Annotated in this window: 30 protein-coding genes; 25 read left to right on the forward strand and 5 right to left on the reverse strand. The window is 53.1% G+C overall.

The window, feature by feature from the left end; genetic code table 11:
- Positions 1 to 2 precede the first annotated feature (2 nt).
- The 4 genes from iorA to SYN_RS11935 form a co-directional block, all read right to left on the reverse strand.
- Complete coding sequence (gene iorA / locus SYN_RS11920; RefSeq protein WP_011418417.1) at positions 3 to 1,562, reverse strand: indolepyruvate ferredoxin oxidoreductase subunit alpha; 1,560 nt, start codon at positions 1,560 to 1,562, stop codon at positions 3 to 5.
- A 6-nt stretch (positions 1,563 to 1,568) separates the two neighbouring features.
- The gene (locus SYN_RS11925; RefSeq protein WP_011418418.1) at positions 1,569 to 2,000 is read right to left on the reverse strand and encodes an ACT domain-containing protein; all 432 of its coding nucleotides are present in this window, start codon (positions 1,998 to 2,000) and stop codon (positions 1,569 to 1,571) included.
- Between the two features lie 39 nt (positions 2,001 to 2,039).
- Entirely contained in the window at positions 2,040 to 3,344 is a 1,305-nt protein-coding gene (locus SYN_RS11930; protein ID WP_011418419.1) for a phenylacetate--CoA ligase family protein, read from the reverse strand.
- Between the two features lie 344 nt (positions 3,345 to 3,688).
- Positions 3,689 to 4,429 carry a DUF6125 family protein gene (locus SYN_RS11935; protein ID WP_011418421.1) on the reverse strand — a complete coding sequence of 247 codons (741 nt, stop codon included), beginning with the start codon at positions 4,427 to 4,429 and terminating at the stop codon, positions 3,689 to 3,691.
- A 232-nt stretch (positions 4,430 to 4,661) separates the two neighbouring features.
- On the opposite strand from SYN_RS11935, the gene SYN_RS11940 reads away from it, so the two are divergent.
- A complete protein-coding gene (locus SYN_RS11940) occupies positions 4,662 to 6,029 on the forward strand; it encodes a sigma-54 interaction domain-containing protein (protein ID WP_011418423.1) in 1,368 nt (455 codons plus the stop codon).
- Between the two features lie 63 nt (positions 6,030 to 6,092).
- On the opposite strand, the gene SYN_RS11945 is transcribed toward SYN_RS11940, so the two are convergent.
- Positions 6,093 to 6,365, reverse strand: a complete 273-nt coding sequence (locus tag SYN_RS11945; RefSeq protein WP_011418424.1) for a hypothetical protein — start codon at positions 6,363 to 6,365, stop codon at positions 6,093 to 6,095.
- A gap of 420 nt (positions 6,366 to 6,785) precedes the next feature.
- Between SYN_RS11945 and SYN_RS15425 the strand changes: the two genes are divergently transcribed.
- From SYN_RS15425 to SYN_RS12065, 24 genes are all read left to right on the forward strand, one after another.
- Positions 6,786 to 7,196: a NifB/NifX family molybdenum-iron cluster-binding protein gene (locus SYN_RS15425; protein WP_049749990.1), complete on the forward strand. Its 411-nt coding sequence runs from the start codon at positions 6,786 to 6,788 to the stop codon at positions 7,194 to 7,196.
- Positions 7,193 to 7,561: a NifB/NifX family molybdenum-iron cluster-binding protein gene (locus SYN_RS11960; protein WP_011418426.1), complete on the forward strand. Its 369-nt coding sequence runs from the start codon at positions 7,193 to 7,195 to the stop codon at positions 7,559 to 7,561. The genes SYN_RS15425 and SYN_RS11960 overlap by 4 nt, the downstream gene beginning before the upstream one ends.
- A 75-nt stretch (positions 7,562 to 7,636) precedes the next feature.
- Positions 7,637 to 8,488 carry an ATP-binding protein gene (locus tag SYN_RS11965; RefSeq protein WP_011418427.1) on the forward strand — a complete coding sequence of 284 codons (852 nt, stop codon included), beginning with the start codon at positions 7,637 to 7,639 and terminating at the stop codon, positions 8,486 to 8,488.
- A 118-nt stretch (positions 8,489 to 8,606) separates the two neighbouring features.
- A complete protein-coding gene (locus SYN_RS11970; RefSeq protein ID WP_011418428.1) occupies positions 8,607 to 9,500 on the forward strand; it encodes an ATP-binding protein in 894 nt (297 codons plus the stop codon).
- Between the two features lie 109 nt (positions 9,501 to 9,609).
- The gene (locus SYN_RS11975) at positions 9,610 to 10,503 is read left to right on the forward strand and encodes an Mrp/NBP35 family ATP-binding protein (protein ID WP_011418429.1); all 894 of its coding nucleotides are present in this window, start codon (positions 9,610 to 9,612) and stop codon (positions 10,501 to 10,503) included.
- A gap of 15 nt (positions 10,504 to 10,518) precedes the next feature.
- On the forward strand, positions 10,519 to 11,064 hold the full coding sequence (locus SYN_RS11980; RefSeq protein WP_011418430.1) for a pyruvoyl-dependent arginine decarboxylase: 546 nt from the start codon (positions 10,519 to 10,521) through the stop codon (positions 11,062 to 11,064).
- A 56-nt stretch (positions 11,065 to 11,120) separates the two neighbouring features.
- Positions 11,121 to 11,837 (forward strand): putative Se/S carrier-like protein, encoded by a 717-nt coding sequence (locus SYN_RS16610; RefSeq protein WP_011418431.1) that lies wholly within the window; start codon positions 11,121 to 11,123, stop codon positions 11,835 to 11,837.
- Between the two features lie 74 nt (positions 11,838 to 11,911).
- A complete protein-coding gene (locus tag SYN_RS11990) occupies positions 11,912 to 12,601 on the forward strand; it encodes an iron-sulfur cluster assembly scaffold protein (protein WP_011418432.1) in 690 nt (229 codons plus the stop codon).
- Position 12,602: 1 nt separating this feature from the next.
- Entirely contained in the window at positions 12,603 to 13,970 is a 1,368-nt protein-coding gene (locus SYN_RS11995) for a sigma-54 interaction domain-containing protein (protein ID WP_011418433.1), read from the forward strand.
- A 455-nt stretch (positions 13,971 to 14,425) separates the two neighbouring features.
- Positions 14,426 to 14,806 carry a NifB/NifX family molybdenum-iron cluster-binding protein gene (locus tag SYN_RS12000; RefSeq protein WP_011418434.1) on the forward strand — a complete coding sequence of 127 codons (381 nt, stop codon included), beginning with the start codon at positions 14,426 to 14,428 and terminating at the stop codon, positions 14,804 to 14,806.
- 17 nt (positions 14,807 to 14,823) lie between these two features.
- A complete protein-coding gene (locus SYN_RS12005; protein ID WP_041585074.1) occupies positions 14,824 to 15,183 on the forward strand; it encodes a NifB/NifX family molybdenum-iron cluster-binding protein in 360 nt (119 codons plus the stop codon).
- 127 nt (positions 15,184 to 15,310) lie between these two features.
- Positions 15,311 to 15,688, forward strand: coding sequence for a response regulator (locus SYN_RS12010; protein ID WP_011418436.1), 378 nt, complete (start codon positions 15,311 to 15,313; stop codon positions 15,686 to 15,688).
- A 199-nt stretch (positions 15,689 to 15,887) separates the two neighbouring features.
- Positions 15,888 to 16,610, forward strand: a complete 723-nt coding sequence (locus SYN_RS15435; RefSeq protein ID WP_011418437.1) for an MBL fold metallo-hydrolase — start codon at positions 15,888 to 15,890, stop codon at positions 16,608 to 16,610.
- 98 nt (positions 16,611 to 16,708) lie between these two features.
- Positions 16,709 to 17,461 (forward strand): DUF364 domain-containing protein, encoded by a 753-nt coding sequence (locus SYN_RS12020; protein WP_202943565.1) that lies wholly within the window; start codon positions 16,709 to 16,711, stop codon positions 17,459 to 17,461.
- A 75-nt stretch (positions 17,462 to 17,536) separates the two neighbouring features.
- Positions 17,537 to 18,028, forward strand: coding sequence for a tRNA (N6-threonylcarbamoyladenosine(37)-N6)-methyltransferase TrmO (gene tsaA / locus SYN_RS12025; RefSeq protein ID WP_011418439.1), 492 nt, complete (start codon positions 17,537 to 17,539; stop codon positions 18,026 to 18,028).
- A 16-nt stretch (positions 18,029 to 18,044) separates the two neighbouring features.
- Positions 18,045 to 18,308 (forward strand): FmdB family zinc ribbon protein, encoded by a 264-nt coding sequence (locus tag SYN_RS12030; RefSeq protein WP_011418440.1) that lies wholly within the window; start codon positions 18,045 to 18,047, stop codon positions 18,306 to 18,308.
- Complete coding sequence (locus SYN_RS12035) at positions 18,308 to 19,294, forward strand: radical SAM protein (RefSeq protein WP_041585075.1); 987 nt, start codon at positions 18,308 to 18,310, stop codon at positions 19,292 to 19,294. The genes SYN_RS12030 and SYN_RS12035 overlap by 1 nt, the downstream gene beginning before the upstream one ends.
- On the forward strand, positions 19,291 to 20,556 hold the full coding sequence (locus tag SYN_RS12040; RefSeq protein ID WP_011418442.1) for a cation diffusion facilitator family transporter: 1,266 nt from the start codon (positions 19,291 to 19,293) through the stop codon (positions 20,554 to 20,556). Before SYN_RS12035 ends, SYN_RS12040 begins: the two co-directional genes overlap by 4 nt.
- A gap of 349 nt (positions 20,557 to 20,905) precedes the next feature.
- Positions 20,906 to 21,124 (forward strand): cytoplasmic protein, encoded by a 219-nt coding sequence (locus SYN_RS15890; protein ID WP_011418443.1) that lies wholly within the window; start codon positions 20,906 to 20,908, stop codon positions 21,122 to 21,124.
- A gap of 60 nt (positions 21,125 to 21,184) precedes the next feature.
- Positions 21,185 to 21,532 carry a DUF5320 domain-containing protein gene (locus SYN_RS12045; RefSeq protein WP_011418444.1) on the forward strand — a complete coding sequence of 116 codons (348 nt, stop codon included), beginning with the start codon at positions 21,185 to 21,187 and terminating at the stop codon, positions 21,530 to 21,532.
- 226 nt (positions 21,533 to 21,758) lie between these two features.
- The gene (locus SYN_RS12050) at positions 21,759 to 22,283 is read left to right on the forward strand and encodes a gamma carbonic anhydrase family protein (protein WP_011418445.1); all 525 of its coding nucleotides are present in this window, start codon (positions 21,759 to 21,761) and stop codon (positions 22,281 to 22,283) included.
- Positions 22,284 to 22,338: 55 nt separating this feature from the next.
- Positions 22,339 to 23,367, forward strand: coding sequence for a heterodisulfide reductase-related iron-sulfur binding cluster (locus SYN_RS12055; protein ID WP_011418446.1), 1,029 nt, complete (start codon positions 22,339 to 22,341; stop codon positions 23,365 to 23,367).
- 2 nt (positions 23,368 to 23,369) lie between these two features.
- On the forward strand, positions 23,370 to 24,755 hold the full coding sequence (locus tag SYN_RS12060; protein ID WP_041585076.1) for an FAD-binding oxidoreductase: 1,386 nt from the start codon (positions 23,370 to 23,372) through the stop codon (positions 24,753 to 24,755).
- Positions 24,752 to 25,912, forward strand: a complete 1,161-nt coding sequence (locus tag SYN_RS12065; protein WP_011418448.1) for a (Fe-S)-binding protein — start codon at positions 24,752 to 24,754, stop codon at positions 25,910 to 25,912. The genes SYN_RS12060 and SYN_RS12065 overlap by 4 nt, the downstream gene beginning before the upstream one ends.
- Positions 25,913 to 25,970 lie beyond the last annotated feature (58 nt).

Here is a 25,970-nt window from a genome sequence, read left to right on the forward strand (position 1 = left end):
GATTACCTCGCAAGTATGCATTTTCTCTTAGAGATGATTACGGAGGGCTCTCTCGCCGCGGTCTCCTCCCTCACAACCTGTTCCAATTTTTCCATATCCCGGGGATCGACGGTGACGACCCTCTTTACGCCCACAGCCCTGGCCAGGGCCTCGAAATCCAGGGCGTAGGTTTCCTCTCCCATAAGGGTCCGGCCTGTTCCGGGATTATCCTGATGGCCGGTCATGGCCGTGATCCTGTTGTCCAGGATAATCACCGTGCCTGTTCCTTTGTTATAGACCAGGTCAATCAAAGGCGTGATGCCCGAATGGATGAAGGTGGAATCGCCGATGACGGCAACGCTTTTTGCGGCGAATTCCTCTCCCAGCGCCTTTTCAAAGCCGAGGTGCATGCCGATGCTCGCCCCCATGCAGAACTGAGTGTGCAGTGAGGAATAGGGAGGAAGCGCCGCGAGGGTGTAACACCCGATGTCTCCGTTAACGGTAAGATCGAGCTTTTTCAGCACCTGGAACACCCACCCATGAGGGCATCCCCTGCATAATCCCGGAGGTCTTGGCGGAACAGGGCTTTCCTTGTATGCGGGATACAGATCCGCTTTCCTTTTGCCGTTCAGCGCGACGTCCACAATATCAGGCGTGAGCTCGCCGCAGATCGGAATGATCTCCTTGCCGGTAACCCTGATCCCCATCGCCTTTATATAATCTTCGATGAAGGGATCGAGTTCTTCAACGACAAAAACCTCATCCACACCCTGGGCGAATTCGCGGATCAGAGCGTCGGGCAGAGGCCAGACCATGCCGATTTTCAGCACCGAATCCTCTGGACAGACCTCTTTGACATACTGATACGCCACTCCGTCGGCAATGATGCCCCGTTTCCTGCCCGCCCATTCGATCCGGTTGATCTCCGACCTGTTGCTGTAATCTTTGAGCTTTTTCAACATTTCTTCGATAAAGAAATGCCTCGGTCTGGCGTGCGCCGGAATCATCACATGCTTCTGGGGCATGCGCGAGTATTCCTTCAGAGGAACCTCTTCCCTGCGTCCGACCTCCACGACTCCCTGCGAATGGGCCACGCGGGTCGTGATCCGGACAATCACCGGCCGATCAAACTCCTCGGATATCTCAAAGGCCAGTTTCGTGAAATCCTTTGCCTCCTGAGAATTCGACGGCTCGAGCATCGGAAGCTTGGCAGCCCTTGCGTAATGGCGGTTGTCCTGTTCATTCTGGGAACTCCAGGCGTTCGGATCATCGGCATTGATGATGACCAGTCCGCCCTTCACCCCGGCATAGGAAACCGTAAACAGGGGATCGGCGGCTACATTGAGCCCCACATGTTTCATGGCTGCAAGGGCGCGCGCCCCCGCAACCGTCGCACCCATGGCAACCTCAAGGGCCACCTTCTCGTTGGAGGACCACTGGGATTTGACATCCCGGTGATTCCTTGCCATGGCCTCCATGATCTCCGTACTGGGGGTTCCCGGATAGGCTGTGGCTACGCGGCATCCAGCCTCCCAGGCGCCCAGGGCTATCGCCTCATTGGCGAGCAGAAGCTTTTTTTCCATGAAGAATCACTCTCCGATCAGATCTATCTTCTTAACGATGGTATAACCTTCCGTGGCAAGAATGTTCTTCGCGGCCTCGATATTTTCGAACCGGAAGATCATGACGCACTTGTGCTCGTTCTTTCCCGGAAAGGCGTACATATATTCGATGTTCATCCCCCTTTTTGAAAAGGCTTCGATAACCTTGAACAGGGAACCGGGCTTGTCGTCGATCTCGATAGCCAGAACATCCGTCATCCGGGATGTGATGTTGTCCCCTTTCAGAGCCTGCTGGGCCTTGTCCGGGTCATTGACGATCATCCGCAGGACGCCGTATTCCTGTGTCTCGGAAATGGTCAGCGCGGTGATGTTGATGTTGTTCTCATAAAGAATGCGCAGGATATTTTGAAGGCGTCCCGGTTTGTTCTCCAGAAAAACGGATAATTGCGTAACGTTCATATGCTCCCTCCCGGATTATTTTTGAAATGAAATCGCGTCTTAAAACTTCCTGTTGTCGACCACCCTCTTCGCTTTTCCTTCACTCCTCTCGATGGTCATGGGTTCCACAAGGGTGATCTTCGCGGAAATCCCGATCGTTTTCCGGAAACGATCACTGATCCTGTTCTTGACGGCATCCAGGAACTTGACTTCATCGGAGAACAGCTTTTCGTTAACCTCAACCTTGACCTCGATTTCATCGAGGGCTCCCCGCCGGTCGACGAAGATCTGATAATGAGGTTCCGTACCCTCCACAGACATAAGGACATCCTCGATCTGGGAAGGAAAGACGTTGACCCCCTTGATGATCAGCATATCATCCGTTCTTCCCATCACCTTTTCCATCTTGACGAAGGTCCTGCCGCAGCGGCATCCGTCATGATACAGTCGGGTGATATCCCGGGACCGGTAGCGGATATTGGGGAAGGCCTCCTTGGTCAGGGAGGTGTAAACGATCTCCCCCTTCTCGCCTTCAGGCAGAACCTCCCCGGTTTCCGGATCGATGACCTCCACGTAGAAATGATCCTCGTTGACATGGAGTCCGGATTTCTCGGAACATTCGCTGGACACCCCGGGGCCGATGACCTCGGACAGTCCGTAGATGTCATAGGCACTGATCCCCAGCCGGGATTCAATCTCCCTCCTCATCGGTTCAGACCAGGGCTCCGCGCCGAACACCCCAATACGCAGCTTTGTAGACCTGATGTCATAATCGGGCCTTTTTTTCTCGATGTAATCCGCTATACTCAAGGCAAAGGAGGGGGTGCAGCACACTGCTGTCGTGCCGAAATCCTTGATCAGCATGAGCTGCCTGTCGGTATTTCCCGTGGAGATGGGCACGACCATGGCCCCAAGCCGTTCAGCCCCGTAATGAACGCCGAGCCCCCCTGTGAAAAGACCATAACCATAGCCGATCTGAATGACATCATTTTCATCGGCCCCGGCCGCCGCCAGACACCTGGCGACAACCTCAGCGAAAACATCGATATCATTCCTTGTATAACCTACGACCGTCGCGTTTCCCGTTGTACCGGAAGAGGAGTGAACCCGGACGATCTTGCTCAGGGGAACCGCAAAAAGGCCGAAAGGATAGTTTTCCCTCATCTCCTGCTTCATCTGGAAAGGGATGCGCCGCATATCATCGAACGATTTGATCTGATCCGGATGAAAGCCGGCCGCGTCATATTTCTTCCTGTAGTATTCACTGTTGTTATAGGCGTGATTGACCGTCCACTTGATCCTTTCGAGTTGAAGTTCTTTCAGCTTCTTCTCGGGCATCAGCTCAAATTCTTTATTGAAAATCATAGTTACCTCGCTCTAGTTTAAATGCTTGGAAAGCCATGCGAATCCTTCGTCAATGCGCTATCATCTTCATCATCGGGAAACGGCAGAAGCCGCATCTTAACGGTATATGAGGCGCCCGGTTGGAGAAAAAGAGATAATTACAAAGTAGCTGTCCATATAACATTTTGCTTTGATCTTGCAATAGGGAAAGTTATTCTTTTTCCCCTTTCAACAAAAAAAGCCGGGGTAATCCCGTCACATCGGATTGCCGGTTCACGCCCTTCATTGAAAAACGGAAAAATCAGATCCTGTCTGTGCAATTCAAAAGGGAGTGGCAGAAAGCCTCTTGAAGGTTCCCGCACACCTTAAGACAGGGTAAATTTCCAGGAGCAGAACCAGTCCCGGGGATGGGGATCGGGGGGACAGCCCAGACACTCCGTTACGATGGCGGGATCGATCGTTCGGGCAAAGGTGGTGTACTCGACGATGCCTCCGGACTTGCAGGGGTAGTCTTCCAGCCCTTTGCGTTCTCTTGTTTCCTGTACCCGACACCGCTTCATCCGGTAGATCATCGTACGCTCGTCGGGCCGCTCTATTGCATATTCATTGAGGTTCACATAGAGACGATGGCGCAATGCCTCTTCCAGGGCATTCAGACCGCCTTTTTCCGGAAGGGCGAGCAGAGCCTTGAGGTGAAAGGCTTCAAGCGGAGAGAAGCGGCTCCAGCAGGTGTCGTTGCATCTTTTGGCGGTATACATCTCGTGCCTTTTTTCCACACTCTGGAACCAGACTCCGTCGGAAGCGAGCCAGTTGGCCGAAAGGGCTGAAAGAATTTCCTGCAGTTCTTCCTCGGACTTACCGTACAGCCGGAGCGGAATTCCCCGGGAATCGGTCTCAAATCCCAGGACCCGCGCCAGGCGCTTCATGATGATGGGAAAGACGGTCTGCCAGGTCTGTTCCTCCAGTTCCATGGCGCTCTGCAGGCCAAGCTGATATTCGACTTCCTTGAACCATATGCCGTAATGGATAAGGCTGAGTCTCAATCCGTCCACAACCCGGGCAATGGCTTTTTCCTTCCCCTCCGTCACTTCTTTTTCATTCATCATTCCTGTCCCCTCCTTCTTCAGTTCACACCAGTATCTGCCGCAAGCTCTCCGCTTGTCCCTCTTCTGCTCTCTTTCCCGGGTCAATAGTCGTGAGAACTTGAAAATTCGGTTCCTGAACGTCACAAGGCCAGTAATATCTATTCAATTGAACTTTTTTCTGATAAGCACCTTTTAAAGCGGCCATTAATGAACCGAACTGCTGATTCTTATACAAAGACTGCAGAGAAAAGCAATGAGCAAACAGAGAGAAAAGACCGCCCCCCGGGAAAGGGACACCATTCTTGATTCCATCGCGGACGGGGTTTTTTCCGTGGACGACCGGTGGCGCATCACGTCCTTCAATCGCGCGGCGGAGAAGATTACCGGCGTTTCCCGCGAGGATGCCGTGGGACAGCGCTGCAAGGATGTACTCAAGGCCGAGATCTGCGACCGCGGCTGCCTTCTGAAGAAAACCATGGAAACGGGAAAACCGGTGGTCAACCGCACGGTCTACATCGTCAATGCCGAAGGCCGGCGGCTGCCCATCAGCATCTCCACGGCGCTGCTGCGCGACGAAGACGACCGGATTATCGGCGCCGTGGAAACATTTCGGGATCTCAGTCTGGAAGAGCAGCTTCGAAAGAAGATCGAAGCACGCTATTCCTTCGAGGACATCATCTCCCGGAATCACCGGATGCATGAACTCTTCAGCATTCTTCCGGATATAGCAAACAGCACCAGCACGGTTCTCATCGAGGGTGAGAGCGGCACGGGAAAGGAACTCGTCGCCAGGGCCATTCACAACCTCAGTACGCGGAAAAGCAGACCCTTTGTTGCAGTCAATTGCGGCGCCCTGCCGGATACGCTTCTGGAATCGGAACTGTTCGGGTACAAGGCCGGCGCCTTCACGGATGCGCGGAAGGACAAGCCGGGCCGCTTCAAACTGGCGGAGAAAGGCACCCTTTTCCTCGATGAAATCGGAGACGTCTCGCCGGCCATGCAGGTCCGGCTGCTTCGCGTCCTCCAGGAAAAGACCTATGAACCCCTGGGATCCGTGGAAAGTGTCCGGCACGATGTCCGGATAATCGCGGCAACAAACAAAAAACTCCCGGACCTGGTCAGGGAAGGCAAATTCCGGGAGGATCTCTATTACCGGATCAACATCGTCAGGCTGGAACTCCCCCCCCTACGGGAAAGAATGGAGGACATTCCCCTGCTGGTCGATCACTTCATCGGACATTTCAACGTTCTTCAGAACAAGGAGATCGCCGGGGTGACCGATGAAGCCCTGGCCTGCCTGATGACCTATACATATCCCGGCAACATCCGGGAGCTGGAGAACATTATCGAACGTGCCTTCATCCTCTGCAAATCCGGGATGATCGACCGGATCCACCTGCCTGACCCGGTTTGCGGGATCTCCGGCGCCGCTGAGATCCCGGCGTGGGAATCCATGTCCTTCCGGGATATGGAAGCAATATTTCTGACCAACGTTCTCCGGAGGAACGCCTGGAACAAAAGCCGGACCGCCCGGGAACTCGGGATTCACAAAAGCACCCTTTTCCGGAAGCTGAAGGCTCTGGGCATTCGCTCACCCGACAAAACTCAGGAAAAATCATGATGCCTTACAAAGAGACCCGGAGCATCCTTCTCTCCATATTCGATTGTTTTTACCAGGCTTCCATCATCGGGCGCGCCGACGCTGCGCAGCCGCAATTACCCGGCGGATGCCGGCCAGCACCGCGAGTAAGACGATTCCCAGAAAGCTCCAGACCATCAACTCGAACGCCAGCAGATAATGCCGGGCCGGCTCGATAACGATCCAGATAACGATGGCGCTTACAATGAACACGGGCATCAGCGCCGCCAGCCTCCACATTCCCCGCCATCGAACGAGAGCGAAGATCTCCGCTGCTGCAAAACCGATAAAAAGTGCGAACACAAGTTCCATCAACATGTTAGGTATTTGCCCTGCTCCTCAACTTGACTGTTTACGCCTGCCACTAAAAAAAGCTGCGCGCTCCGTCCCGAACGGCCTGCCCGGATTTGCCTGTGAAATCTCCGGATGTTTCCAATCAACCCCAACCCGATGCAGTAAATTAAATCCGATTTAAGATATCAACCATGAATGGGAAAAAGAGGACGCGCAAATCCTGCTGCCCATTGCCCGCCAGCGTCATGATCGGATGGAAAGAAAATTATTTGCAGTAATGCGATGATGATTTCAACTTATGATTGCATTATCGCGACTATATTTTCCAACTATTTTTTCTTTTTATAACTTATCTTATTGAGATCACAAAATATTGTATTTTAAAAACGGTTTCCTGCATCTGGCACGCTTCATGATTTATATGGCTGTCAGGGAGTGGAAAATATGAAATCAGCCATTCCGGTTTGCGGGCAGGACATAGCTCTGGTTTTTGATGACGCGGATTGCCTGCTCGTTATCGAGATCGGGGAAAAAGGTGTGTACAGAGAGGAACGGTTGCGCTGTACCGGCAGAACAATGATCGACAGGGCAAACCAGTTGAGATCTCTTGGCGTAAATCTCCTGATCTGCGGGGCGATTTCGTGCCCGCTGCAGCGAATGATCGAAGCATCGGGAATCGACATCATTCCCTTTGTGCGGGGAAATGCGGCGGAGGTGTTTGATGCCTGGCTCCGAAAAGGTCTCGCAGATAGGCGTTTTTTTCTGCCTGGGAGGCGTATCCTGCCGAATGGCCGCTTGTGCAGAGGATTGCAGGCGCGCTGCCGCAACAGAGGGGAAAGGAAAGATCAGAGATGAAAATAGCGATTACGTCTCAAGGAAAGGAACAGAACAGTCAACCGGACATGAGCTTCGGAAGGGCCAAATGGTTCATTATTTATGATGAGGATACAGGCCGCTTGGAAGCAATTGAAAATGCTCAGAATGTTCAGACAGCGCATGGGGCCGGCATCAATGCCGCGCAAACGGTTGCCGACCTGGGAGCCGGCGTGGTATTGACGGGAAATGTGGGACCCAATGCTTTTCGGACGCTTCAGGCTGCCGGAATCAGAATCGTGCTCTTCGACAAGAATCGAAAAACCGTGGAGGATGTTCTTCAGGGATGGAAGACCGGCGATTTTTCCGAAGCAACCAAAGCCACGGTTAAAGGTCATCGGGTTTAATTCAGGCAGAAAGGTCCCTTTCTGCAGAAAATGCCATATTTCGAGAACAAAATAGGTAAAGGAACGGTCTGAACATTGAAAATCGCTATAGCAAGTGGAAAAGGGGGAACGGGAAAAACGACGGTGGCAGTCAATTTTGCCCAGGTTCTGGCAGCTGCCGGTCAGGAGGTCACTCTGCTGGACTGTGATGTGGAAGAACCCAATGTCCACCTTTTTCTTCATCCGGAATTCGATTCTGTTTCGGCTGTAGAAACAACAATCCCTCAAGTGGATGAGGAAAAGTGCACGGGGTGCAGGGTGTGCGCCGAAGTCTGCGAGTATCACGCTCTGGCCGTTCTCGGGAAGAACGTCCTGGTTTTTCCCGAACTTTGTCACGCCTGCGGCGCCTGTGTCCGGTTTTGCCCGGAAGAAGCCATTGTCGAGATACCACGGGAGATCGGCACGATTCGGAAGGGAAGAAAAGGAAAAATCCGCCTGATCGAAGGCAGGTTGAATGTGGGCGAGGTCATGTCGCCGGCAGTCATCGAGAGGGTCAAAAAAATCGGGCTTGACGGAAAAATCGGGATTATCGACGCCCCGCCGGGCACTTCCTGCCCCGTCATCGCCGCGGTCAGGGACACGGATGGCGTTCTGCTTGTCACGGAGCCCACGCCTTTCGGCCTTTATGACCTGAAGCTTGCCGTCGGAATGGTCCGGCTCCTTGGAATACCCTGCGCCGTGGCCATCAATCGTTCCGATCTCGGAGAAAAGGAATTATGGCGTTACTGCTCCGATGAGCGCATCCCCATTATCCTTGAAATTCCCAATGACCGGCGGATCGCGGAGGCTTATTCGCGCGGCAGAACCATTATCGAGGAACTCCCCGAATATCGGGAAAAGTTCCTCCAGGGATGGCAGGCCCTGCTGGAAAGTTGCTCTATAGCGTAAGAAAGCGTGTTTTGTCTGTTTCAAATTGCTCCTTTCTCGGAAACAGCGCCGGGAGATCCCGTTCGGAACCCGGCGCTGTTTTACGCAATGAAGGGATACACGGAGAAGCGGTATCGCAATGAAAGAAATCGTAGTGATCAGCGGAAAAGGTGGAACGGGGAAAACCAGTATCGTGGCAAGCTTTGCCTTTCTTGCGGAACGGAAGGTGCTGGCCGATTGCGACGTTGACGCGGCGGATCTTCATCTGGTCCTTGCCCCGACAATTGAATACCAGGAAGATTTCAGCGGAGGAGGAAAGGCGCGGATCGATCCCGAACGCTGTATCGGCTGCGGCCTCTGCATGGGGTTGTGCCGTTTCGGAGCCATTTCTTCCTCAAAAAACGAGGCGGGCAGAGATGCCGGTGAATTGGAGAAACCCTGTGTCAATCCACTGCTGTGCGAAGGATGCAAGCTCTGTGTGCGGGCCTGTCCCGAGCAGGCCATCGATTTCGAACCGCACATCGACGGGCGGATGTTTATTTCTTCAACAGATTATGGTCCCATGGTTCACGCCGGACTGGGCATCGGACAGGGAAATTCCGGAAAGCTGGTCGCACTTGTCCGCGAAAAGGCTCGCAACGTCGCTCAGGAAAAAGGGCTGGATCTTGTGATCATCGACGGATCGCCGGGCATCGGCTGTCCGGTGATCGCCTCTATTACGGGAGTGGATCTCGTGCTTGCCGTTACCGAACCGACCGTTTCGGGCAGGCACGACCTGCTTCGGGTATCGGAATTGACGTCTCACTTTCAGATTCCTCTGCTGGTTTGTGTCAATAAGTGGGATTTGAATCCGGAAGTTGCCGGACAGATTGAAGAACTGGCCCTGGAACGGGGCGCGCGACTGGCGGGACGAGTCCGGTATGATCCGGCTGTCACACAGGCCATGGTGGCCCGGAAAAGCATGGCGGAATTCTCAAAGGAAGGGGCAGCGGAAGACATCCGGAAATTGTGGCGGACAGTCTCTGAAAATTGATCGCGATGCCGGCAAAGACACAGCCCTGATCAGGATAAAATCAGTCTGGATCGATAATCGGCTTGCGTAAATAAAGGTATGGCAATAAATCGAAAAGGAGAAAAAAGATATGGGTTCATGCAGTTCATGTAATTCAGGAAATTCCCTGGAGGGTGAAGGCTGCTCGATGGCGGGAGGTCAGTCGGATAAAGGGATGGCAAATCTCAGCGAAGATGAAAAGCTGAAAAGAAACATGGAGCGCATCGCTCACAAGATCCTGGTTCTTTCGGGAAAGGGCGGGGTCGGGAAAAGCACCGTCGCCGTCAATCTGGCGATTGCTCTGGCCCTCGAAGGAATGCGGGTGGGCCTTCTGGATGTGGATTTTCACGGTCCCAGCGTTCCCACGCTCCTTCATCTTGAGGGGAGAAGGCCGGAGGTCACCGAAAACGGGATGCTTCCCATCACAATCGAAGGCGGTATGAAGGTCATGTCTCTGGGATTTCTGCTGCAGCGTCCGGATGACGCGGTGATATGGCGCGGGCCGTTGAAAATCGGCGCGATCAAGCAGCTCCTTGGGGATGTGGAATGGGGCGATCTGGACTACCTGGTCATCGATTTCCCTCCCGGCACGGGAGACGAACCGCTCACCGTGGCCCAGACGATCCCGGAAGCGGACGGCGCCGTCGTGGTAACCACCCCCCAGGATGTCTCGACGATCGACGTCAGCAAATCCGTCACATTCTGCCGTCAGCTGAACATCCCCGTTCTGGGCGTTGTTGAGAACATGAGCGGTCTGGTCTGTCCGCACTGTTCAAAAGTGATCGACCTGTTCAAACAGGGAGGCGGCGAGGCCATGGCCAAGCGGATGGATGTTCCCTTCCTGGGACGGATACCCCTGGATCCTGAAATTGTGGAAGCCTCGGACGCGGGACGTCCCTTTATCTATCACCATCAGAACACAGAGGCCGCCGCCGCGTTCCGCCGGATCGTCGAATCGCTGCTGAAGCTCCGGAAATCAGCATAAGGAGCAGAGGGTAAAATGTTTTTACCGAATAAAATTTTCTTCACAAAGGGCGTCGGAACTCATCGCGCGGAACTGCATTCCTTTGAGCTGGCCCTGCGGGACGCGGGAATAGAAAAATGCAACCTCGTACAGGTATCCAGCATCATGCCGCCGGGATGCCGGGTGATTTCACGTACTGAAGGCCTGCGCCTGCTGAAACCCGGTTCGATTACCTATTGCGTCATGAGCCGCTGTGCCAGCAATGAACCCAGGCGGCTGCTGGCAGCCTCGGTCGGCTGCGCCATCCCGGCGGATAAAACCACCTATGGCTATATCAGTGAACATCATGCCTTCGGACAGACTGAAAAGCAGGCTGGAGATTACGCGGAAGATCTCGCAGCTGCCATGCTGGCTTCGACGTTGGGCATCGATTTCAATGTTGATGAAAGTTGGGATGAAAAAAAGGAAATTTTCAAGATCAGTGAAAAAATCGTGGGCACAAGAAACGTCACCCAGTCCAGCATCGTGAAAGGTACGGATTACACAACCGTACTGGCGGCAGCGGTCTTCGTTTTTTCCTGAAATTTCAGGGAAGCGATCCGCTGCGGCCCGCGTGCGGCATATAGGAAAAATGCAACATGGGATTGGAAATGACGATCACTGGCCTGCTGATAATGGCTTCGGTAATGATGGCACTGGCCCTTGCCTGGTTCGGACTTCACTACCTGCTGAATCCGCGTATGGAGAACCCGGACGGCATCGCGAAAGTGACCGGCTCCTGTGGAGACACCATGGAGATCGCCCTGAAATTCAACGGACCCAGGGTGGAAGATGTTCATTGCTGGACCGACGGCTGCGCAATAAGCAAGATGTGCGTGGAAACGGTGGGAATGCTTGCCCGCGGCAAGACCGTACCGGAACTCAGAACCATCGATACGGCATCAATCCTGGAGCGGGTGGGACAATTGCCGGAGACGCACATGCATTGCGCCGTTCTGGCGGAAACAACCCTGCAGAAGGCTGTTTCCTTTTATACGCTCAAAAATCCGGATGTCGACCCTTTGAGACCATCATTCCGTGAGGCACCCCCTCGGCATGACGGCCAAAACAGCCGGGATGACGCAGCCTTGGAGGAACAAACCACTTACGTCGTTTACCTTTTTCCTTCTGTCAGCTACGTCATGAAGGCGGAAAAAATCCTCAAGGAGAGGGAAATCGTCCACAAGGTGATCCCCGTCCCCCGCCATATCAGTTCCGACTGCGGCGTGTGTCTCCGGATTCCGGCGGATCAGCAGGAGAGAGTCACCGAAGCCCTGCGGGGAAAGGTTGCCTGGGAGAATACGGCCGAAATGTAAACAGGGCAAGGGGATAAACGCATCGACCAGAGAGAAGACAAGAATCGGAAAGGCATAGATAAATAAATAGAACCATGTGGGATTATACGGATAAGGTCAGGGAGCATTTCTGGAATCCCCGCAACGTGGGGGAAGTTGAAAATCCTGACGGTATTGGTCAGGTCGGTTCCCTTGCCTGTGGCGACGCGCTCCGCCTTACATTCAAACTGGATGAAAACAAAAGGATCAAAGAAGCGAAATTCAAGAGTTTCGGCTGTGCCAGCGCTATTGCCGCGGCGTCGGTCCTGACGGAAATGGTCGTGGGCCTTACGATCGAACAGGCGGAAAAAATCACGAATCAGGACATTGCCGCCGCCCTTGGAGGACTGCCTGAACAAAAGATGCACTGTTCCGTTCTCGGGGAACAGGTTCTTGAAAAAGCGATTGCCTGTTATCGAGGGCGCCCGGCAGGCGCAAAAGAAGAAAAGATGATCTGTGAATGTTTCAGCGTAACGGATCGGGAAATCGAGAAAGCCGTCAGGGAGAACCGTCTTACTTCGGTGGAACAGGTAACCAACTACACGAAAGTGGGAGGCGGCTGTGGAAACTGCCACGGGAGGATTCAGGAGATTCTTGACTGGGAGCGAACCGAATTCCGCAAGTCCGTCCGCCCGAAATTAATCGATATCCGGACAATCAGCAGAATACAGGATAAACCAGAAACCGGAAACTGGGAGAAATCAGGGAATCAATTCCCGAGCGGACAGGACAAAATCAACCCCTGAGATGAGTAAAGATATTGAAGATCAGACGCAGATCATTCTTGACAGCATTGCAGATGGCGTTTTTACCGTTGATTCTGAATGGAAAATCACATCTTTCAACCGCGCAGCGGAGAAGATAACCGGCATAGCCAGGGAAGAGGCCATAGGGAAGCAATGCCGGGAGGTTTTCAGGGCCGGCATCTGTGAAAACCATTGCTTTCTAAGGCACACCGTCGAGAGCGGACAGCCCGTCGTCAACCAATCCATATTTATCCTGAATGCGAGGGGAGAGCGCATCCCCGTAAGCATCTCCACGGCCCTCCTTAAAAACAGGGAAAAACAGGTGATCGGCGGGGTCGAGACATTCAGGGATCTCAGTCTGGTGGAAGATCTGCGCAAGGAACTGTACAACCGCCGCTCCTTTCATGACATCATCAGCAAAAACAAAGAGATGCATCGTCTTTTCCATATTGTGGAGCAATTGTCCGAAAGCGATGCCACCGTCATTCTTGTCGGCGAAAGCGGCACAGGAAAGGAACTGTTTGCAAAGGCCATTCATTACGAGAGTTCAAGAAGGGATGGCCCCATCATAACAATCAACTGCGGCGCTCTGCCGGACAATCTCCTTGAGTCAGAGCTTTTCGGCTATAAAGCAGGAGCCTTTACAGACGCCAAAAGGGATAAGCCCGGACGTATAACCCTGGCTCATGGCGGAACGCTTTTTCTCGATGAGATCGGTGATATCTCCCAGGCCATGCAGGTCAGACTCCTGCGCGTCCTCCAGGAGAAGGTTTTTGAACCTCTTGGAGGGACGAAATCGGAAAAAGTCGACGTCCGGATCATTGCGGCAACCAATAAGGATCTGGAGAAGCTTGTAAAAGAAGGGATTTTTCGTGAAGATTTCTACTACAGAATCAATGTGGTCAAACTTCTTCTTCCTCCCTTGAGGGATCGTAAAGAGGATATTCCTCTCTTATCGGAACACTTCATCCGAAAATTAAACCGGCGCAAGGGGACGGACATTCTGGGACTCCAACCCGAGGCCCTGGCAATCCTTATGGCATATGACTATCCCGGCAATATCCGGGAACTGGAAAATATGATCGAATACGCGATGGTCGTCTGTAAAAACAGTCTCATCGGCATCGAGCATCTCCCCGATTACCTGATCCAGAGTTTAGACCATGGCAGTCAAAAATCATTTCTCCCGAAACAAAAGCAGATTTCATTGAAGGGTCATGAAAGAGAATTCCTTTATAACGCACTGGCCGAAAACAATTGGAACAGAAAACGCACCGCAGCCCAATTGGGCATACATCCCACGACCCTCTGGCGAAAGCTCAGGAGACTGAATATTGAGCTTCCAGAACAGGATGGACGCCATAAGTAATTTATGTCCTATGTCCTTCGAAAAAGATCGTTGAAATAATATTGCAACATTGCATTATTGCCCACACACAATTGCATTATTGCAAACACCCTAAAATCCGTCCTGATTTTTCTTAAATATTTTTTCATATATTTTTCTAAACAAAACAATTATATACATCATAATTTCGCATCGCCGGTCATAACGGCACAAGAAATGCTCTATAGACATGACATGATGCGCTTGCAAGATCCCGTGATGACGAATCCGCCTTTGCCCCCGCTGACCGAACCCTCTTGAAGATCGGGAAATTTTGCATTAATGAGTTTGCGGTTCCGAACAGATCGAAGTGCCTGTGATTCTCTGCGCACCAGCCTTGATCTGAACCGGAGAAGAAAAAAGGATTACTTCTTGCGGTAATTGTAAATTTTTTAAAGATAACAATATATAATTTTGAATCGAGGAGGATATTTAAAATGAAGGATGGAAGAATAGCTGTTCCGTCAATGGAAACCGGCGGTCTGGATGGTCACAGGTCAGGCCATTTTGGTCATTGTGATGTCTTTACCCTGGTGGATGTCAAGGATGGCGAAATTGAAAACGTAACGACGATTGCAAACCAGAGCCATGTTCAGGGAGGCTGCATGGTCCCGGTCAATCTGCTGGCCCAGCATAATGTCAACGCGCTGGTTGTCGGCGGCATCGGGTTGAGGCCTCTGATGGGTTTCCGGCAGGTCGGAATCGATGTGTATTATGACGTGACACGGCCGGAGATCAGACCTGTTGTTGAAGACCTTATCGCGGGAAGACTTCCCCAGATCGAGGATGACCAGGTCTGCGGCGGTGGCGGACGCTGATCGAAGGGAGACGGATGATGAAAATTGCCGTGACATCCCAGGGCAGGGAACTAGATTCACCGGTTGACCCTCGCTTCGGCAGGGCCGCCTATATTCTTATCGTGGATTCGGACACCTGGAGTTTCGATGTTCTTGACAACAAGGCGAATGTCAATTCGCTTAAAGGGGCGGGAATCCAGGCCGCGGCCAACATACACAGCAAAGGCGCGGAGGTTCTGCTTACCGGTTTTTGCGGTCCAAATGCCTTTAAGACCTTGACGGCCGGCGGGATAAAAGTAGCCAATGACGCCTCCGGCACTATCAGAGAAGCGGTTAGATCGTTCCTTGACGGGAAGCTGACTTTCGCGGATCAGGCCAATGTAGAAGGAAATTGGTAAAAAAATTAACTTCTTCAAGAGGAGCCAAAGAAGGGTGCAGGGCATATGGCGAAGAGATGAGATCGCTTAGCGCCACAGGCCCTGTGCTTTTTGTAAATACTGCGTTCATACTGATCAGAGGACTATTATGCTCAAGTTATTATTGGTGAGCCGGGATGACGATTCGTTAAGCGGTCTGTCGGCGGCGTTAGGTGGACAGGACGATATTGAACTGGAGATCTCCGCATCCGGAGAACAGGCCCTGGCAAGGCTGTCCGGAAAGGCTGTCGATCTCGTTGTCGCGGATGAAGACCTGGGAGATATGACGGCGCTGGATTTCTCGGCGCGGCTTCTCAAAATCAACCCCATGATCAATTGCGCCGTAGTCAGCACCCTTTCTCAGGAGGAATTTCATGAGGCTTCCGAGGGGCTCGGCATCATGGCTCAATTACCGAAGCAACCCGGCGCAGAGGATGCGGAACGGCTGATCCAGACCCTGAAGCGGATCAAGGGATTGATGTCTTGATTCATTCCGGTAGAAAACCATTCCGCGGGACACAGGCCGGGAGATACGGCAAGTCGGCGAGGATCGACGAAAATCCGTGGAACCGGATGCCTGACCGGCGATGTGAAGTGGACTGATCCGGACAGTCTCAACTGTTTCATCAGAGAGTTTTTGGATATGGAACTGGAATAACAGCTAAGGAAAGGGTACAGGTATCGGTATGCAGATTCGCATCGTTGCAACGGGTTCAACTCCTCGGGAGCGAAGAGAGAAACGGTGGGGGCTTTCTTTTCTCATCGGTGAATCCGTACTTCTTGATACGTTCGGCCTGTCCGACCTGTTCTGGGAAAATCTCTGCAGCATGGCTGAAGACGTTTCCCGCATCCGGCATGTCGTTCTCTCCCACGAGCACTGGGATCATGTCTCCGGTCTGGAAAAATTTGCGGAGCAGAGGCCGGCGGCAACTGTTTATATCTGCCCCCACACGGAACCCTCGGTAAAGGCCTGGATCGGGGGAATGAAACTGCCGGTGGTGGAAGTGGACGATTGGCTCGAAATCGAAAAAGACGTCTTTCTTTCGGGAGAACTGGCGGGAAGCTGGAATGGAAATCCCCTATGGGAGCAGTTTCTGGTCATTCGCGAGCAGTCTCGGCTTTCCGTTCTGACGGGATGCGCGCACCCGGGTCTCTTCCCGATTCTTCAGCATGTGCGGAACCGGTTTGCCGAACCCCTCACCCTGCTGATGGGCGGCTTTCATCTGATGAACAGCCCGGAGGAAGAAATTGCAGCGGCGATCGACGCCCTTTTGATGTTCGGCGTTTCGCGGGTTGCGCCGACGCACTGTACGGGAGAACCGGCCGTTCGCCTGCTCCGGGAAGCCTTTGTAAATCGCTTTCTTACCGTAGAGGAAGGCGGCGTGATCGATACCGCTGAAGAAGTGTAAATTCAAGATCACGCCCGACGGCGGCATACATAAAAAGGGCGCCGTCCATTTCCTTCAAGTTTTTAACCACTCTTGCTTTTCCTGTATTGAGGTTTCCAATGATGGAATTAGATGAGAAAATTTACCGGTTTTTTGAAAATCGAGGCAGGGACGTCACCGTTGAATACTTGAATCTGGGTCTCGGTTATACGGCTGTGACCACCTCGGACGGGGGCATTGGAATCGCCTATACCTGTTTCGGCGCGAAGGAAAGCTGCAGTTTTATGAACAGCTATTATGATTTCGAGGGCAGACCCGCAGTGGAGCTTCTGGAAAAGATCAAAAGCACTCACCCTCTCGAAAGGACCATGGCTCTCGCGCTTGTCAATGCCCTCAACTATGAATATGCCCTTTCCCTGCCGGAAGATAAGGAAAACAGGGCTCTTTTTGAAAGTTTCGGCATCGGAGAAAAAACACGCGTAGCCATGGTCGGATATTTTGCTCCCATAGCCGGAATGCTTGGAAAAATGGGGGCTCTTCTGGAGGTCATCGATATTTCCAAAAAAATCGGACACCAGGCTGATTTTTATGACAGGCTGGAAAACTGGGCTCAGGTGGCGTTTATAACCTCCACTTCGATTCTGAATTCAACGACGGAAGATATCCTTCGGCATGCAGGCAAGGGGGTGAAAACCGTCATGCTCGGTCCCAGCACGCCCATGATCGGGGAAGTCTTTTCGCACCTTCCCGTGCACATGCTGGCCGGCACGGTACCCCTTGAAAAGGAAAAAGTGCTCAAAGCCATCCGCCATGGTTTTGGAACAAGGGAAATCCAGAGGTTCAGTCGAAAATCCTATCTTGCACTGTTTTGATCTGCCGCAGTCGATGGCGGCACAGGACATTTAGAAAAAAGCAACCAGAACATCGAACAGTCGAGGAACTCGGATATGGAGGAAACTTTAATTATCTACAGGCCCATCGGCGTGATTCACAGCGAACATGTTGTTGCGGAACAAACACCGATCCAGCCGGCATATGCCCGGGGATGCAGAGGACAGGCGGAAATATTCCCGGAATTCGCAGAGGGATTGCGTGACCTGGAAGGGTTCTCCCATTTGTACCTGATTTATCATCTCCACCGGGTAGAGCCGTCACAGATGCTCGTCAAACCCTTTTTACAGAACGCCATCAGGGGAATTTTTGCGACCCGTGCGCCCTGCCGTCCCAATGCCATCGGGTTGAGCATTCTTGAACTTCTCCATCGCGAAGGAAATGTTCTTTATCTCGACGGAATGGACATCCTGGACGGCACACCGCTGCTGGACATCAAACCCTACACGGCCAAATTCGACTTCGTTAAGACGACCCGCAACGGCTGGCAGGACGAGGTGGACGAAAAAGAAGCCAGAAAGTTAGGAAAGCGAGGCTGTCAAAAATGATGAAAGGATCGAAACCATGCTGACTTACGAATACGAATGTGAAATGTGCGGGTTGAGGTTTGAACGTCAGCAGGCCATTTCGGAGGACCCGCTCACGGAATGCCCCGAATGCCGGGGCAAGGTCCGACGGTTGATCAGCGGCGGGGCAGGATTTCTGTTCAAAGGGTCCGGACCTGATCAGGCAAGCCGGAGTGAAGGGGGGTGCTCCCTCGAACGAACAGGCCGGACCTGCTGCGGCCGGGAAGAACGCTGCGGCGATTCTTCCTGCGGGAGAGAGTGATGAGTGAAAAGGGTTTTCGCTATGTTTACGGTCCTGTTCCATCGCGGCGCCTTGGCCGTTCACTGGGTGTCGATCTCGTTCCCTTCAAGGTCTGCACCTTTGACTGCGTTTACTGCCAACTGGGCCGGACCACGATCAAGACGGTGGAGAGGAAGGAATACGTTTCCGCCGCGGATGTTCTGGACGAAGTGAAACGCAAGCTGGCTGAGGAAGATAATCCGAATTACATCACCTTCGCGGGCTCCGGGGAACCGACGTTGAACAGCCGGATCGGAAACCTGATTCTACGGATCAAGGATCTGACGGATATCCAGGTGGCCGTCCTGACCAACGGCTCACTCCTGTGGACGAAGGAGGTTCAGGATGACCTGATGGCAGCCGATCTGGTCATCCCCTCCCTGGATGCCGGTGATGAACAACTGTTCCGGTATGTTAACCGCCCCCATGAGAACATTTCCTTTGACCGGCTGGTTGACGGTCTGGTCGATTTTACGCGGCGTTTTCCCGGACAGGTGTGGCTTGAAATCCTGCTGCTCGAGGGCGTCACGAGCATGCCCTCTCATGTAAAAAAAATTGCTGACCTTGTGGCGCGCATCGCGCCGGCCTGCGTTCAACTGAATACCGTCTGCCGTCCACCCGCTGAGGAATTCGCCTTTCCCGTTTCGCAGGACATTCTGCTGTCTTTGAGGGAGTTCTTTCCCTGTCCGGTGGATGTAATCAGTGAGGAAAGTCAGGAACATTCAGAAATATCCGCTTTTTCTGAAAGCAGGGAAGAAGATGTCCTGGCTCTGCTTCGCAGACGCCCCTGCACTTCCGAAGATGTTGCCGAAGGTCTTGGCATCCATATAGCGGAAGCCCTTAAACGTCTCAACGCTCTGATAGCCATCGGAACGGTGCGCTCCACCATCTCCGGAGGACGAAATTTCTATACCGCAACGGGGGGAAAATCGCCTTCCGGGGCGCCGGGAAACAAACAGGACAAATGAAAACGCTCGGGGTCGGCAGCGAAAATCAATCTGCACACCGGCCGGAAAAACGCCTCGACCAGGAAGCGGAATTGATCGGCAAGGTCGCCCTTTACGCCTTCCTTTTGAATCTCGGTCTCGCGGCCATGAAAGGCGTTCTTGCATTCTGGTCCGACAGCCTTGCCGTCACCGCAGGCGCCATCGATTCCGCAACCGATTCCGCAGCGTCACTCGTCCTCTATGGGGGCCTTAAGCTTTCGACGAGAAAAACGCCTTCCTTTCCAGAAGGGCTTTACAAAATCGAAAATGTTCTATCCGTCTTTGTCGCACTGTCGATCTTTTTCGCCGGCCTTGAGATCGCGCTGAAGTTATTCAAACAGAGCGTTTCATCACCACGGATTTCCCTGGATATTGTTGTCCTGCTTCTGGTCAGTGTGGCGGCAACTTTCCTGTTCGGCCGGTATGCGATCCTGACCGGGAGGAAAACGGAATCGCCCACCCTGATCGCGGAAGGTCGGCATCGTCAGGTGGATGTCCTGTCTTCCAGCGTCGTGTTGATATCCGTCCTTCCGGAGTATTTCGGATACCACGTTTCCCTGTTCGGTCTTTCAATCGATTCGATCGCTGCATGTGCGGTCCTGATCTTCATTGCCTTCGCCGGATGGGAATTGCTTTCGAACGGGATGCGGGTGCTGCTGGATGCCTCTCTCGATTTCGAAACCCTGGACGAGGCGAGAAGCATCCTGAAAAACCATCCCATGGTGGTAAATATCCGATCACTTTCAGGTCGTAACGCAGGCCGTTTCCGCTTTCTTGAAGCCAGTGTCATCCTGCGGACGGGCGATCTCAAAAAAGCCCACCGGATCAGCGAAGATCTGGAGCAAAGCATCAGGGAAAAGATTCCCCATGTGGAACGCATTATGATTCATTATGAACCCCAATCTCATTCCCACATCCGCTTTGCTGTCCCCCTGTCTGATCCCGCTGGTGTCATCAGTCGACATTTCGGTGAATCTCCTTTCTTTGCCATCCTGACGTTCCGCCCTGCGGATCGTTCCATCGTGCAGCAGGATATTATTGAAAATCCGCACAAAGAAATTGAAACGGCTAAAGGCATTCGTGTGGCGGAATGGCTCGTTGAGCAGAAAATCGATCAGATTTTTATGACCGAGGATCTTTCCCACAAAGGCCCCTCTTATGTATTCAGCAATGCCGGGGTAAACGTGCAAAGGACCGATGCGGTACATCTTGAAGAGATTCTTGAAAACCTCAAGACCTGGTAAATTTCCCCGAGCATAACCTGTCCCACCTGCGGGAATCCTCTTTCCTGAAAGGGCCGGCCATCCCGGTTGAGCAAAATAGAGTAGCGTTTTTGCAACTTTATTTGTCATTCTTTATAGCATATAAGCACTGATGCATTTCGCCTCCCCATCTCTTTTTATTAATAATACCCCATATTAACAACCAGTTAACTGTATTCATTCAGTTTAACAACATTGGCACAAGAAATGCCTTTTTATAATGACAGAAGGACGTGCAGAACTTTGAAAATAAAAGCTGCTGAGAAAAATGAAATGAACCGGCGCGTCCGGAAAACAGAAAAATAATCTTCTCAGAGAGGAGGAGGCAGTTATGCCAAGAGGAGACGGAACAGGACCCTTGGGAACGGGTGGCGGAGCGGGTCGAGGACGAGGCGGCCGTGGATTGGGTCGCAGAGGTGGTCCTCTTGCTGCCGGACCGGGCGGCTACTGTGTGTGCCCCGAATGCGGCCACAAGGAACCTCATCAAATAGGGTTGCCCTGTGTTCAGCAGAAATGTCCCAAGTGTGGCGCCGCAATGGCCAGAGAATAGGTTGAAACAGAATAAAAGGAAGAAAAACAAAGATAATTATGAATAGAGGAGGGCAAAATCATGCCAAGAGGTGATGGTACAGGGCCCATGGGATTGGGTCCAATGACAGGGCGTGGACTCGGATTCTGCAAGCCGGGTTACGTAAGCGCCCCACCTGCATATGGGTTGGGAATGGGCTTTGGCCGAGGCCGCGGATTCCGGGGCGGCGGTCGAGGCTGGTGTGGCCGGTTTTTCGCTTCAGGTTTCGGGGGCTGGCTGCGGCCTGAAGGTTATTCCGCTCCGTATCAGGCACCGGATCCAAATCTTGAAAAACAGATGCTCAAGAATGAGGCAGATGCCCTGCAATCGGAGCTGAACCTCATCAAGAAGCGTCTGGAGGATCTGGAATCCAGAAAATCTGCAGAATAAACACGCAGAAATTACAATGACGGCCGCGCTGGTTTTTACAGGGCGGCCGCCCTGCATGTCATTCCAATTCCAGATCAAAGATGATATCAAGACGCCAAGACAGAGGCGACTCCAGCGGTCATAAGACAACCAGAGAGAAGCCGATAGCGAAGACGGTGAAAGGTTCACTTCGATGTGGAATCGGAATGACATCATGATCTGACCAGGCAGAGGAGGAATTTCACGTATGGCGCTTTATCAGTACGGCGACCGGATACCCAGAATCGGCAGGGACGTTTATGTCAGCGATTCCGCCCGGGTGATCGGGGATGTCGAGATCGGAGACGGATGCTATATCGGCCATGGAGCGATCCTCCGGGGAGATTACGGCAGTATTCGACTCGGCGCAGGAACCGCCATCGAGGAAAATGCCGTGATTCATATCCGGCCGGAGGGGTTGAGTGTCCTTGGGGAACGGGTTACCGTCGGCCATGGGGCGATTCTCCACGGCGACCTGATCGATGATTTTGCCGTGATCGGCATGGGGGCGGTGCTCAGCCTGAACGTGGTTGTTGGGAAATGGGCCATCGTCGGCGAAGGAACAGTTCTGCCCAGCAACACACGGATCGAGGCGGAAAAATTCGTTGCCGGAGTTCCATGGAAGGTGATGGGAGACGTCCAGCCCCGACACAAGGAGTTCTGGACCTGGGGCAAGCAGCTCTATGTGGACCTCGCCAAATCTTATCCGGAGAAGCTCAAGCGCCTGGATTGAAGGTTCCGTTCGGGAATAATACATAAAAGAAATTGACCTTTGAAAGGAGGTCGAAATGTTTAAACTTAAATTCGATGAAAACCGTTGCCTGACCTGTCCGGACGGCGACTGTCTGGTCAAATGCCAGTATATGGATTTTGACAGAAATTCAGCCAGAGAAGAGATGGTCAAAATCTACCGGGGCGAAGATTCCCCTGTGCTTCAAAACTGTGTCACCTGCTATTCCTGTGAAGAATACTGCAGGCGGGGCAAGCATCCCTTTTACCTGATCAACGAGCGGCGGGAAGATAAAGGCATCCTCACGGCCCCCCGCGCGATTACCCGCCAATGGATTCATATCGGGGAACCCAAAGGGAAAGTTCAACTGGGCGAGATCGGTAAGATCGCCCTTTCCTTTGGCTTCATGCCGCAACTTAAGGATATCGCCAAAGGGAAACTCTTTGAGGACGTTCTACCGTCCTGGTTTTTCGGGCAGGAATTTTTCTGCAACGTCGTTTATATCCATTTCGCCAACACGAAGATTTTCAAGGAACGGCTTCCCGTCGTGATCGAAAATATCCGCAAACTGGGAGTCGAAGAGGTCATCTTTCTCCATGATGAGTGCTATGCCGCCTTCACCTCCCTCGCCCCCGCCTACGGGATGGAAATTCCCTTCAAAACCGTGCACTACTTCGAATACCTTTACAATCGCCTGACCGCCTTGAAGGATCTGATCCGTCCTTTGAATATGAAGGTGGCCTACCAGAGGCCCTGCTCCAACCGCCTCTGCGGGGACAGTTACCTCTATGTGCCGAAAATCATGGATTTGATCGGCGTGACGCTGATGCCGAGAACCTATCAGGACGAAAACGCCCTGTGCTGCGGCAGCATCTTCCGGGCCATGTACGGATACGACCTGATGAAGGACGTCCAGACCCGTAATCTGGACGACATGCAGCAAAGCGGCGCTGAAGCCTGCATCTTCAACTGCCATGGGTGCATGAACGCCCTGAGCGCCCTGGTCGCCTCGCGGGGGATCAAACCTCTTCACATGATCGATCTGTGCCGGATGGCCATCGGCGAGAAACCGGATATGGAGTCATGAAAATGGAAAACATCACGCAAGAACTTGCTGAAATCGTCGGAAAGACTTATGTTTCCTGGCAGGCGGAAGAGCGCTGGTTCTATGGAAGAGACTCGGGGCTGATGCCCGCCCATCAGCCGGATTATGTCGTTCTTCCCCGAACCGTCGAGGAAATTCAGGCGATTGTCAGATTCGCCGGCCGGGAAGACATCCCCGTGGTTCCCATGGGAGCCGGGATGTCCCTGAGCGGTCTTGTCATTCCGCAGAAGGGCGGCATCGTCGTCGACATGAAGCGCATGGACAGAATCCTGAAAGTCAACGAAACCGCCCGGTATGCCGTTGTCGAAGGCGGAACATCCACCGGGGCGCTTCACGCCCATCTGAATCGATATTATCCCCGTCTGCGGTTCAGCATCCCGGACTCGCCCGCAACGACCACCATTGCCGCCAATGTCATGATCCACGGCCAGGGGCGGTTGACCCAGCAGTACGGCTTCAACTCCGACATGGTTTCCGGCCTGGAGGTCGTCCTTCCTTCGGGAGAGCTCTGCCGGATCGGTTCCTGCGCCCTGTCCGACGACTGGTTTTCCAAGGGTCCTCCCCTGCCCGATCTCTCCGGCCTTTTCCTCGGCTGGTTCGGCGCGACGGGAATTCTCACCAAGGTGGGCCTCAAGCTTTATCCACGGAAAAAAATGCGGGATGTGGAAATCTTCATCACCGACAGCCCTGACTTCGTTCCCGGGATCCTCTACGAGATCACCCATACGGAGATGGCGGAGGACATCAACATCTTCGCCCAACCCCTGCCCCTTATATTCAAAGACAATCACCACATCGTCGTCTACTTTACCGGAGAGGATCTTGAAGAGCTGGATTTCAAAAAGAAGAAAATTTTCCATGCCCTTGACGGATTCATTCGCAACAAGGACGGCGGGTTTATGACCATCGGCGAAGGGATGAGGAAAACCCTCCTGGACATGCCCCAGCGCAGCGCCACGACATTCGCGGACGTAACCAGGGGGGGCGGTTTCGAATACTCCGGACCGATCATTCCCATCGACCGCTACCCCCAGTGTTCCCGGAAGCTCGATGAACTTGCGGTAAAGTATGATCTCAAGTATCACGCGACGGCCAGGGTCATCGGCAGAGGACACGCCATGATGTTCGCCTTTTCCTTTACATTCAACCGGGCGGACGTGGACATGATGGAGCGGACGCGGAAGGCGCTCCATGAAGCGAGCGAATATGCCCTTTCCATCGGCGGCCTTTTCTGGAAACCGACGCTGGATGAACAGCGGATCGCCCTGGCGAAGATGGACCCGCAAACCGCAAAACTCATGAAGATGATCAAGGAGAATCTGGACCCGCAGGGGATCATGAATCCCGGAAACTGGGAGGTTGCTGAATGAAATACGCCGATATCGCCCATCGCTGTTTTCGCTGCGGCTACTGCAAATTCACCAGCGACTACGAAAATTTCAACTGTCCCTCCTACCGGAAATACCGTTTCGACACCTTTGCCCCGGGGGGCCGGATGTGGCTGATCCGCGCCTGGCTCACTGGAGAGATCGAAAACAGCGAACGGTTTCAGGAAATTCTCTATTCCTGCGCCACCTGTGGAAGCTGTGTCGAACACTGCGCCTTTACCTTCCGGGAGGATCTGGTCAACATCTTTATCGCCGCCCGGGAAGAAATGGTCAACAGCGGACGGATTCCACCGGCTGTCAGAGATTACTTCAAGGCCATCTCCATCCACGGCAACCCTTACAATCTGCCGGCAGCGGAACGGGCCGCCTGGGCGGAAAATCTGCCCGTCGAAAGTTACAACGGTCAGGAATACCTATTCTATGTCGGTTGTGTCGGGTCCTATGATGAACGGGGGAGAAAGATGGCGCAGGCGGTGAGCCGGTTGCTCTCGAAAGCCGGCGTTTCCTTCGGAATCCTGGGAGAACAGGAACCCTGCGACGGCAACGAGGTGCGGGTCCTGGGCGAGGCCGGTCTGTTTCAATTTCTCGCGGAAATCAACATCGCCCTTTTCCGGGAAAGAGGAGTAAAAAAAATCATCACTCTGGATCCTCACGCCTTCAATGCCTTTACAAAGGATTATCCGGAATTCGGCGGAGACATTGAGGTCCGGCATTATTCCCAGGTGCTCGTGGACCTGATCGAATCCGGGAAACTGAAGCCGAAAGCGTTTGCCGCCAAAGCAACCTTTCATGATGCCTGCTACCTGGGAAGGCACGGGGGAGAATACAAAGCCCCCAGGAAAATTCTTCGGGCGATTCCCGGAATCGAGCTGGTGGAAATGGATCAGAATCGTGAAAATGCCCTGTGCTGCGGCGGCGGTGGGGGGAATTTCTTCACGGACATCCTGGGCGGAGATGCGGACAGTCCGAATCGGATCCGGGTCCGGCAAGCCCGGGAAACGGGCGCGGAGCTTCTGATCGTCTCCTGCCCCCAGTGCGCCAAAATGCTGGAGGATGCCATCAAGGCGGAAGGATTGGAAAATTGCCTGACCGTGATGGATGCGGGAGAACTTCTCGATGCCTCTATTCACGAAGATTAAAAAAGGAGTAAATACAACAAAGTAAATAGTCAGCCCAATTTGTTTCCAGGAGGCCGTC

The sequence above is a fragment of the Syntrophus aciditrophicus SB genome, assembly GCF_000013405.1.
GTDB classification, from domain to species: domain Bacteria; phylum Desulfobacterota; class Syntrophia; order Syntrophales; family Syntrophaceae; genus Syntrophus; species Syntrophus aciditrophicus.

Coding starts and splice junctions, on each gene's coding strand:
- SYN_RS12020 (WP_202943565.1), top strand. CDS start 16,709: ATGATGGAATTAGATGAGAAAATTTACCGGTTTTTTGAAAATCGAGGC.
- SYN_RS12055 (WP_011418446.1), top strand. CDS start 22,339: ATGTTTAAACTTAAATTCGATGAAAACCGTTGCCTGACCTGTCCGGAC.
- SYN_RS11995 (WP_011418433.1), top strand. CDS start 12,603: ATGAGTAAAGATATTGAAGATCAGACGCAGATCATTCTTGACAGCATT.
- SYN_RS12050 (WP_011418445.1), top strand. CDS start 21,759: ATGGCGCTTTATCAGTACGGCGACCGGATACCCAGAATCGGCAGGGAC.
- SYN_RS11925 (WP_011418418.1), bottom strand. CDS start 2,000: ATGAACGTTACGCAATTATCCGTTTTTCTGGAGAACAAACCGGGACGC.
- SYN_RS11960 (WP_011418426.1), top strand. CDS start 7,193: ATGAAAATAGCGATTACGTCTCAAGGAAAGGAACAGAACAGTCAACCG.
- SYN_RS11980 (WP_011418430.1), top strand. CDS start 10,519: ATGTTTTTACCGAATAAAATTTTCTTCACAAAGGGCGTCGGAACTCAT.
- SYN_RS12035 (WP_041585075.1), top strand. CDS start 18,308: ATGAGTGAAAAGGGTTTTCGCTATGTTTACGGTCCTGTTCCATCGCGG.
- SYN_RS12000 (WP_011418434.1), top strand. CDS start 14,426: ATGAAGGATGGAAGAATAGCTGTTCCGTCAATGGAAACCGGCGGTCTG.
- SYN_RS12005 (WP_041585074.1), top strand. CDS start 14,824: ATGAAAATTGCCGTGACATCCCAGGGCAGGGAACTAGATTCACCGGTT.
- SYN_RS12065 (WP_011418448.1), top strand. CDS start 24,752: ATGAAATACGCCGATATCGCCCATCGCTGTTTTCGCTGCGGCTACTGC.
- SYN_RS11940 (WP_011418423.1), top strand. CDS start 4,662: ATGAGCAAACAGAGAGAAAAGACCGCCCCCCGGGAAAGGGACACCATT.
- SYN_RS15890 (WP_011418443.1), top strand. CDS start 20,906: ATGCCAAGAGGAGACGGAACAGGACCCTTGGGAACGGGTGGCGGAGCG.
- SYN_RS12060 (WP_041585076.1), top strand. CDS start 23,370: ATGGAAAACATCACGCAAGAACTTGCTGAAATCGTCGGAAAGACTTAT.
- SYN_RS12045 (WP_011418444.1), top strand. CDS start 21,185: ATGCCAAGAGGTGATGGTACAGGGCCCATGGGATTGGGTCCAATGACA.
- iorA (WP_011418417.1), bottom strand. CDS start 1,562: ATGGAAAAAAAGCTTCTGCTCGCCAATGAGGCGATAGCCCTGGGCGCC.
- tsaA (WP_011418439.1), top strand. CDS start 17,537: ATGGAGGAAACTTTAATTATCTACAGGCCCATCGGCGTGATTCACAGC.
- SYN_RS11935 (WP_011418421.1), bottom strand. CDS start 4,429: ATGATGAATGAAAAAGAAGTGACGGAGGGGAAGGAAAAAGCCATTGCC.
- SYN_RS12030 (WP_011418440.1), top strand. CDS start 18,045: ATGCTGACTTACGAATACGAATGTGAAATGTGCGGGTTGAGGTTTGAA.
- SYN_RS11930 (WP_011418419.1), bottom strand. CDS start 3,344: ATGATTTTCAATAAAGAATTTGAGCTGATGCCCGAGAAGAAGCTGAAA.
- SYN_RS11945 (WP_011418424.1), bottom strand. CDS start 6,365: ATGTTGATGGAACTTGTGTTCGCACTTTTTATCGGTTTTGCAGCAGCG.
- SYN_RS15435 (WP_011418437.1), top strand. CDS start 15,888: ATGCAGATTCGCATCGTTGCAACGGGTTCAACTCCTCGGGAGCGAAGA.
- SYN_RS11975 (WP_011418429.1), top strand. CDS start 9,610: ATGGGTTCATGCAGTTCATGTAATTCAGGAAATTCCCTGGAGGGTGAA.
- SYN_RS11990 (WP_011418432.1), top strand. CDS start 11,912: ATGTGGGATTATACGGATAAGGTCAGGGAGCATTTCTGGAATCCCCGC.
- SYN_RS11970 (WP_011418428.1), top strand. CDS start 8,607: ATGAAAGAAATCGTAGTGATCAGCGGAAAAGGTGGAACGGGGAAAACC.
- SYN_RS16610 (WP_011418431.1), top strand. CDS start 11,121: ATGGGATTGGAAATGACGATCACTGGCCTGCTGATAATGGCTTCGGTA.
- SYN_RS12010 (WP_011418436.1), top strand. CDS start 15,311: ATGCTCAAGTTATTATTGGTGAGCCGGGATGACGATTCGTTAAGCGGT.
- SYN_RS12040 (WP_011418442.1), top strand. CDS start 19,291: ATGAAAACGCTCGGGGTCGGCAGCGAAAATCAATCTGCACACCGGCCG.
- SYN_RS15425 (WP_049749990.1), top strand. CDS start 6,786: ATGAAATCAGCCATTCCGGTTTGCGGGCAGGACATAGCTCTGGTTTTT.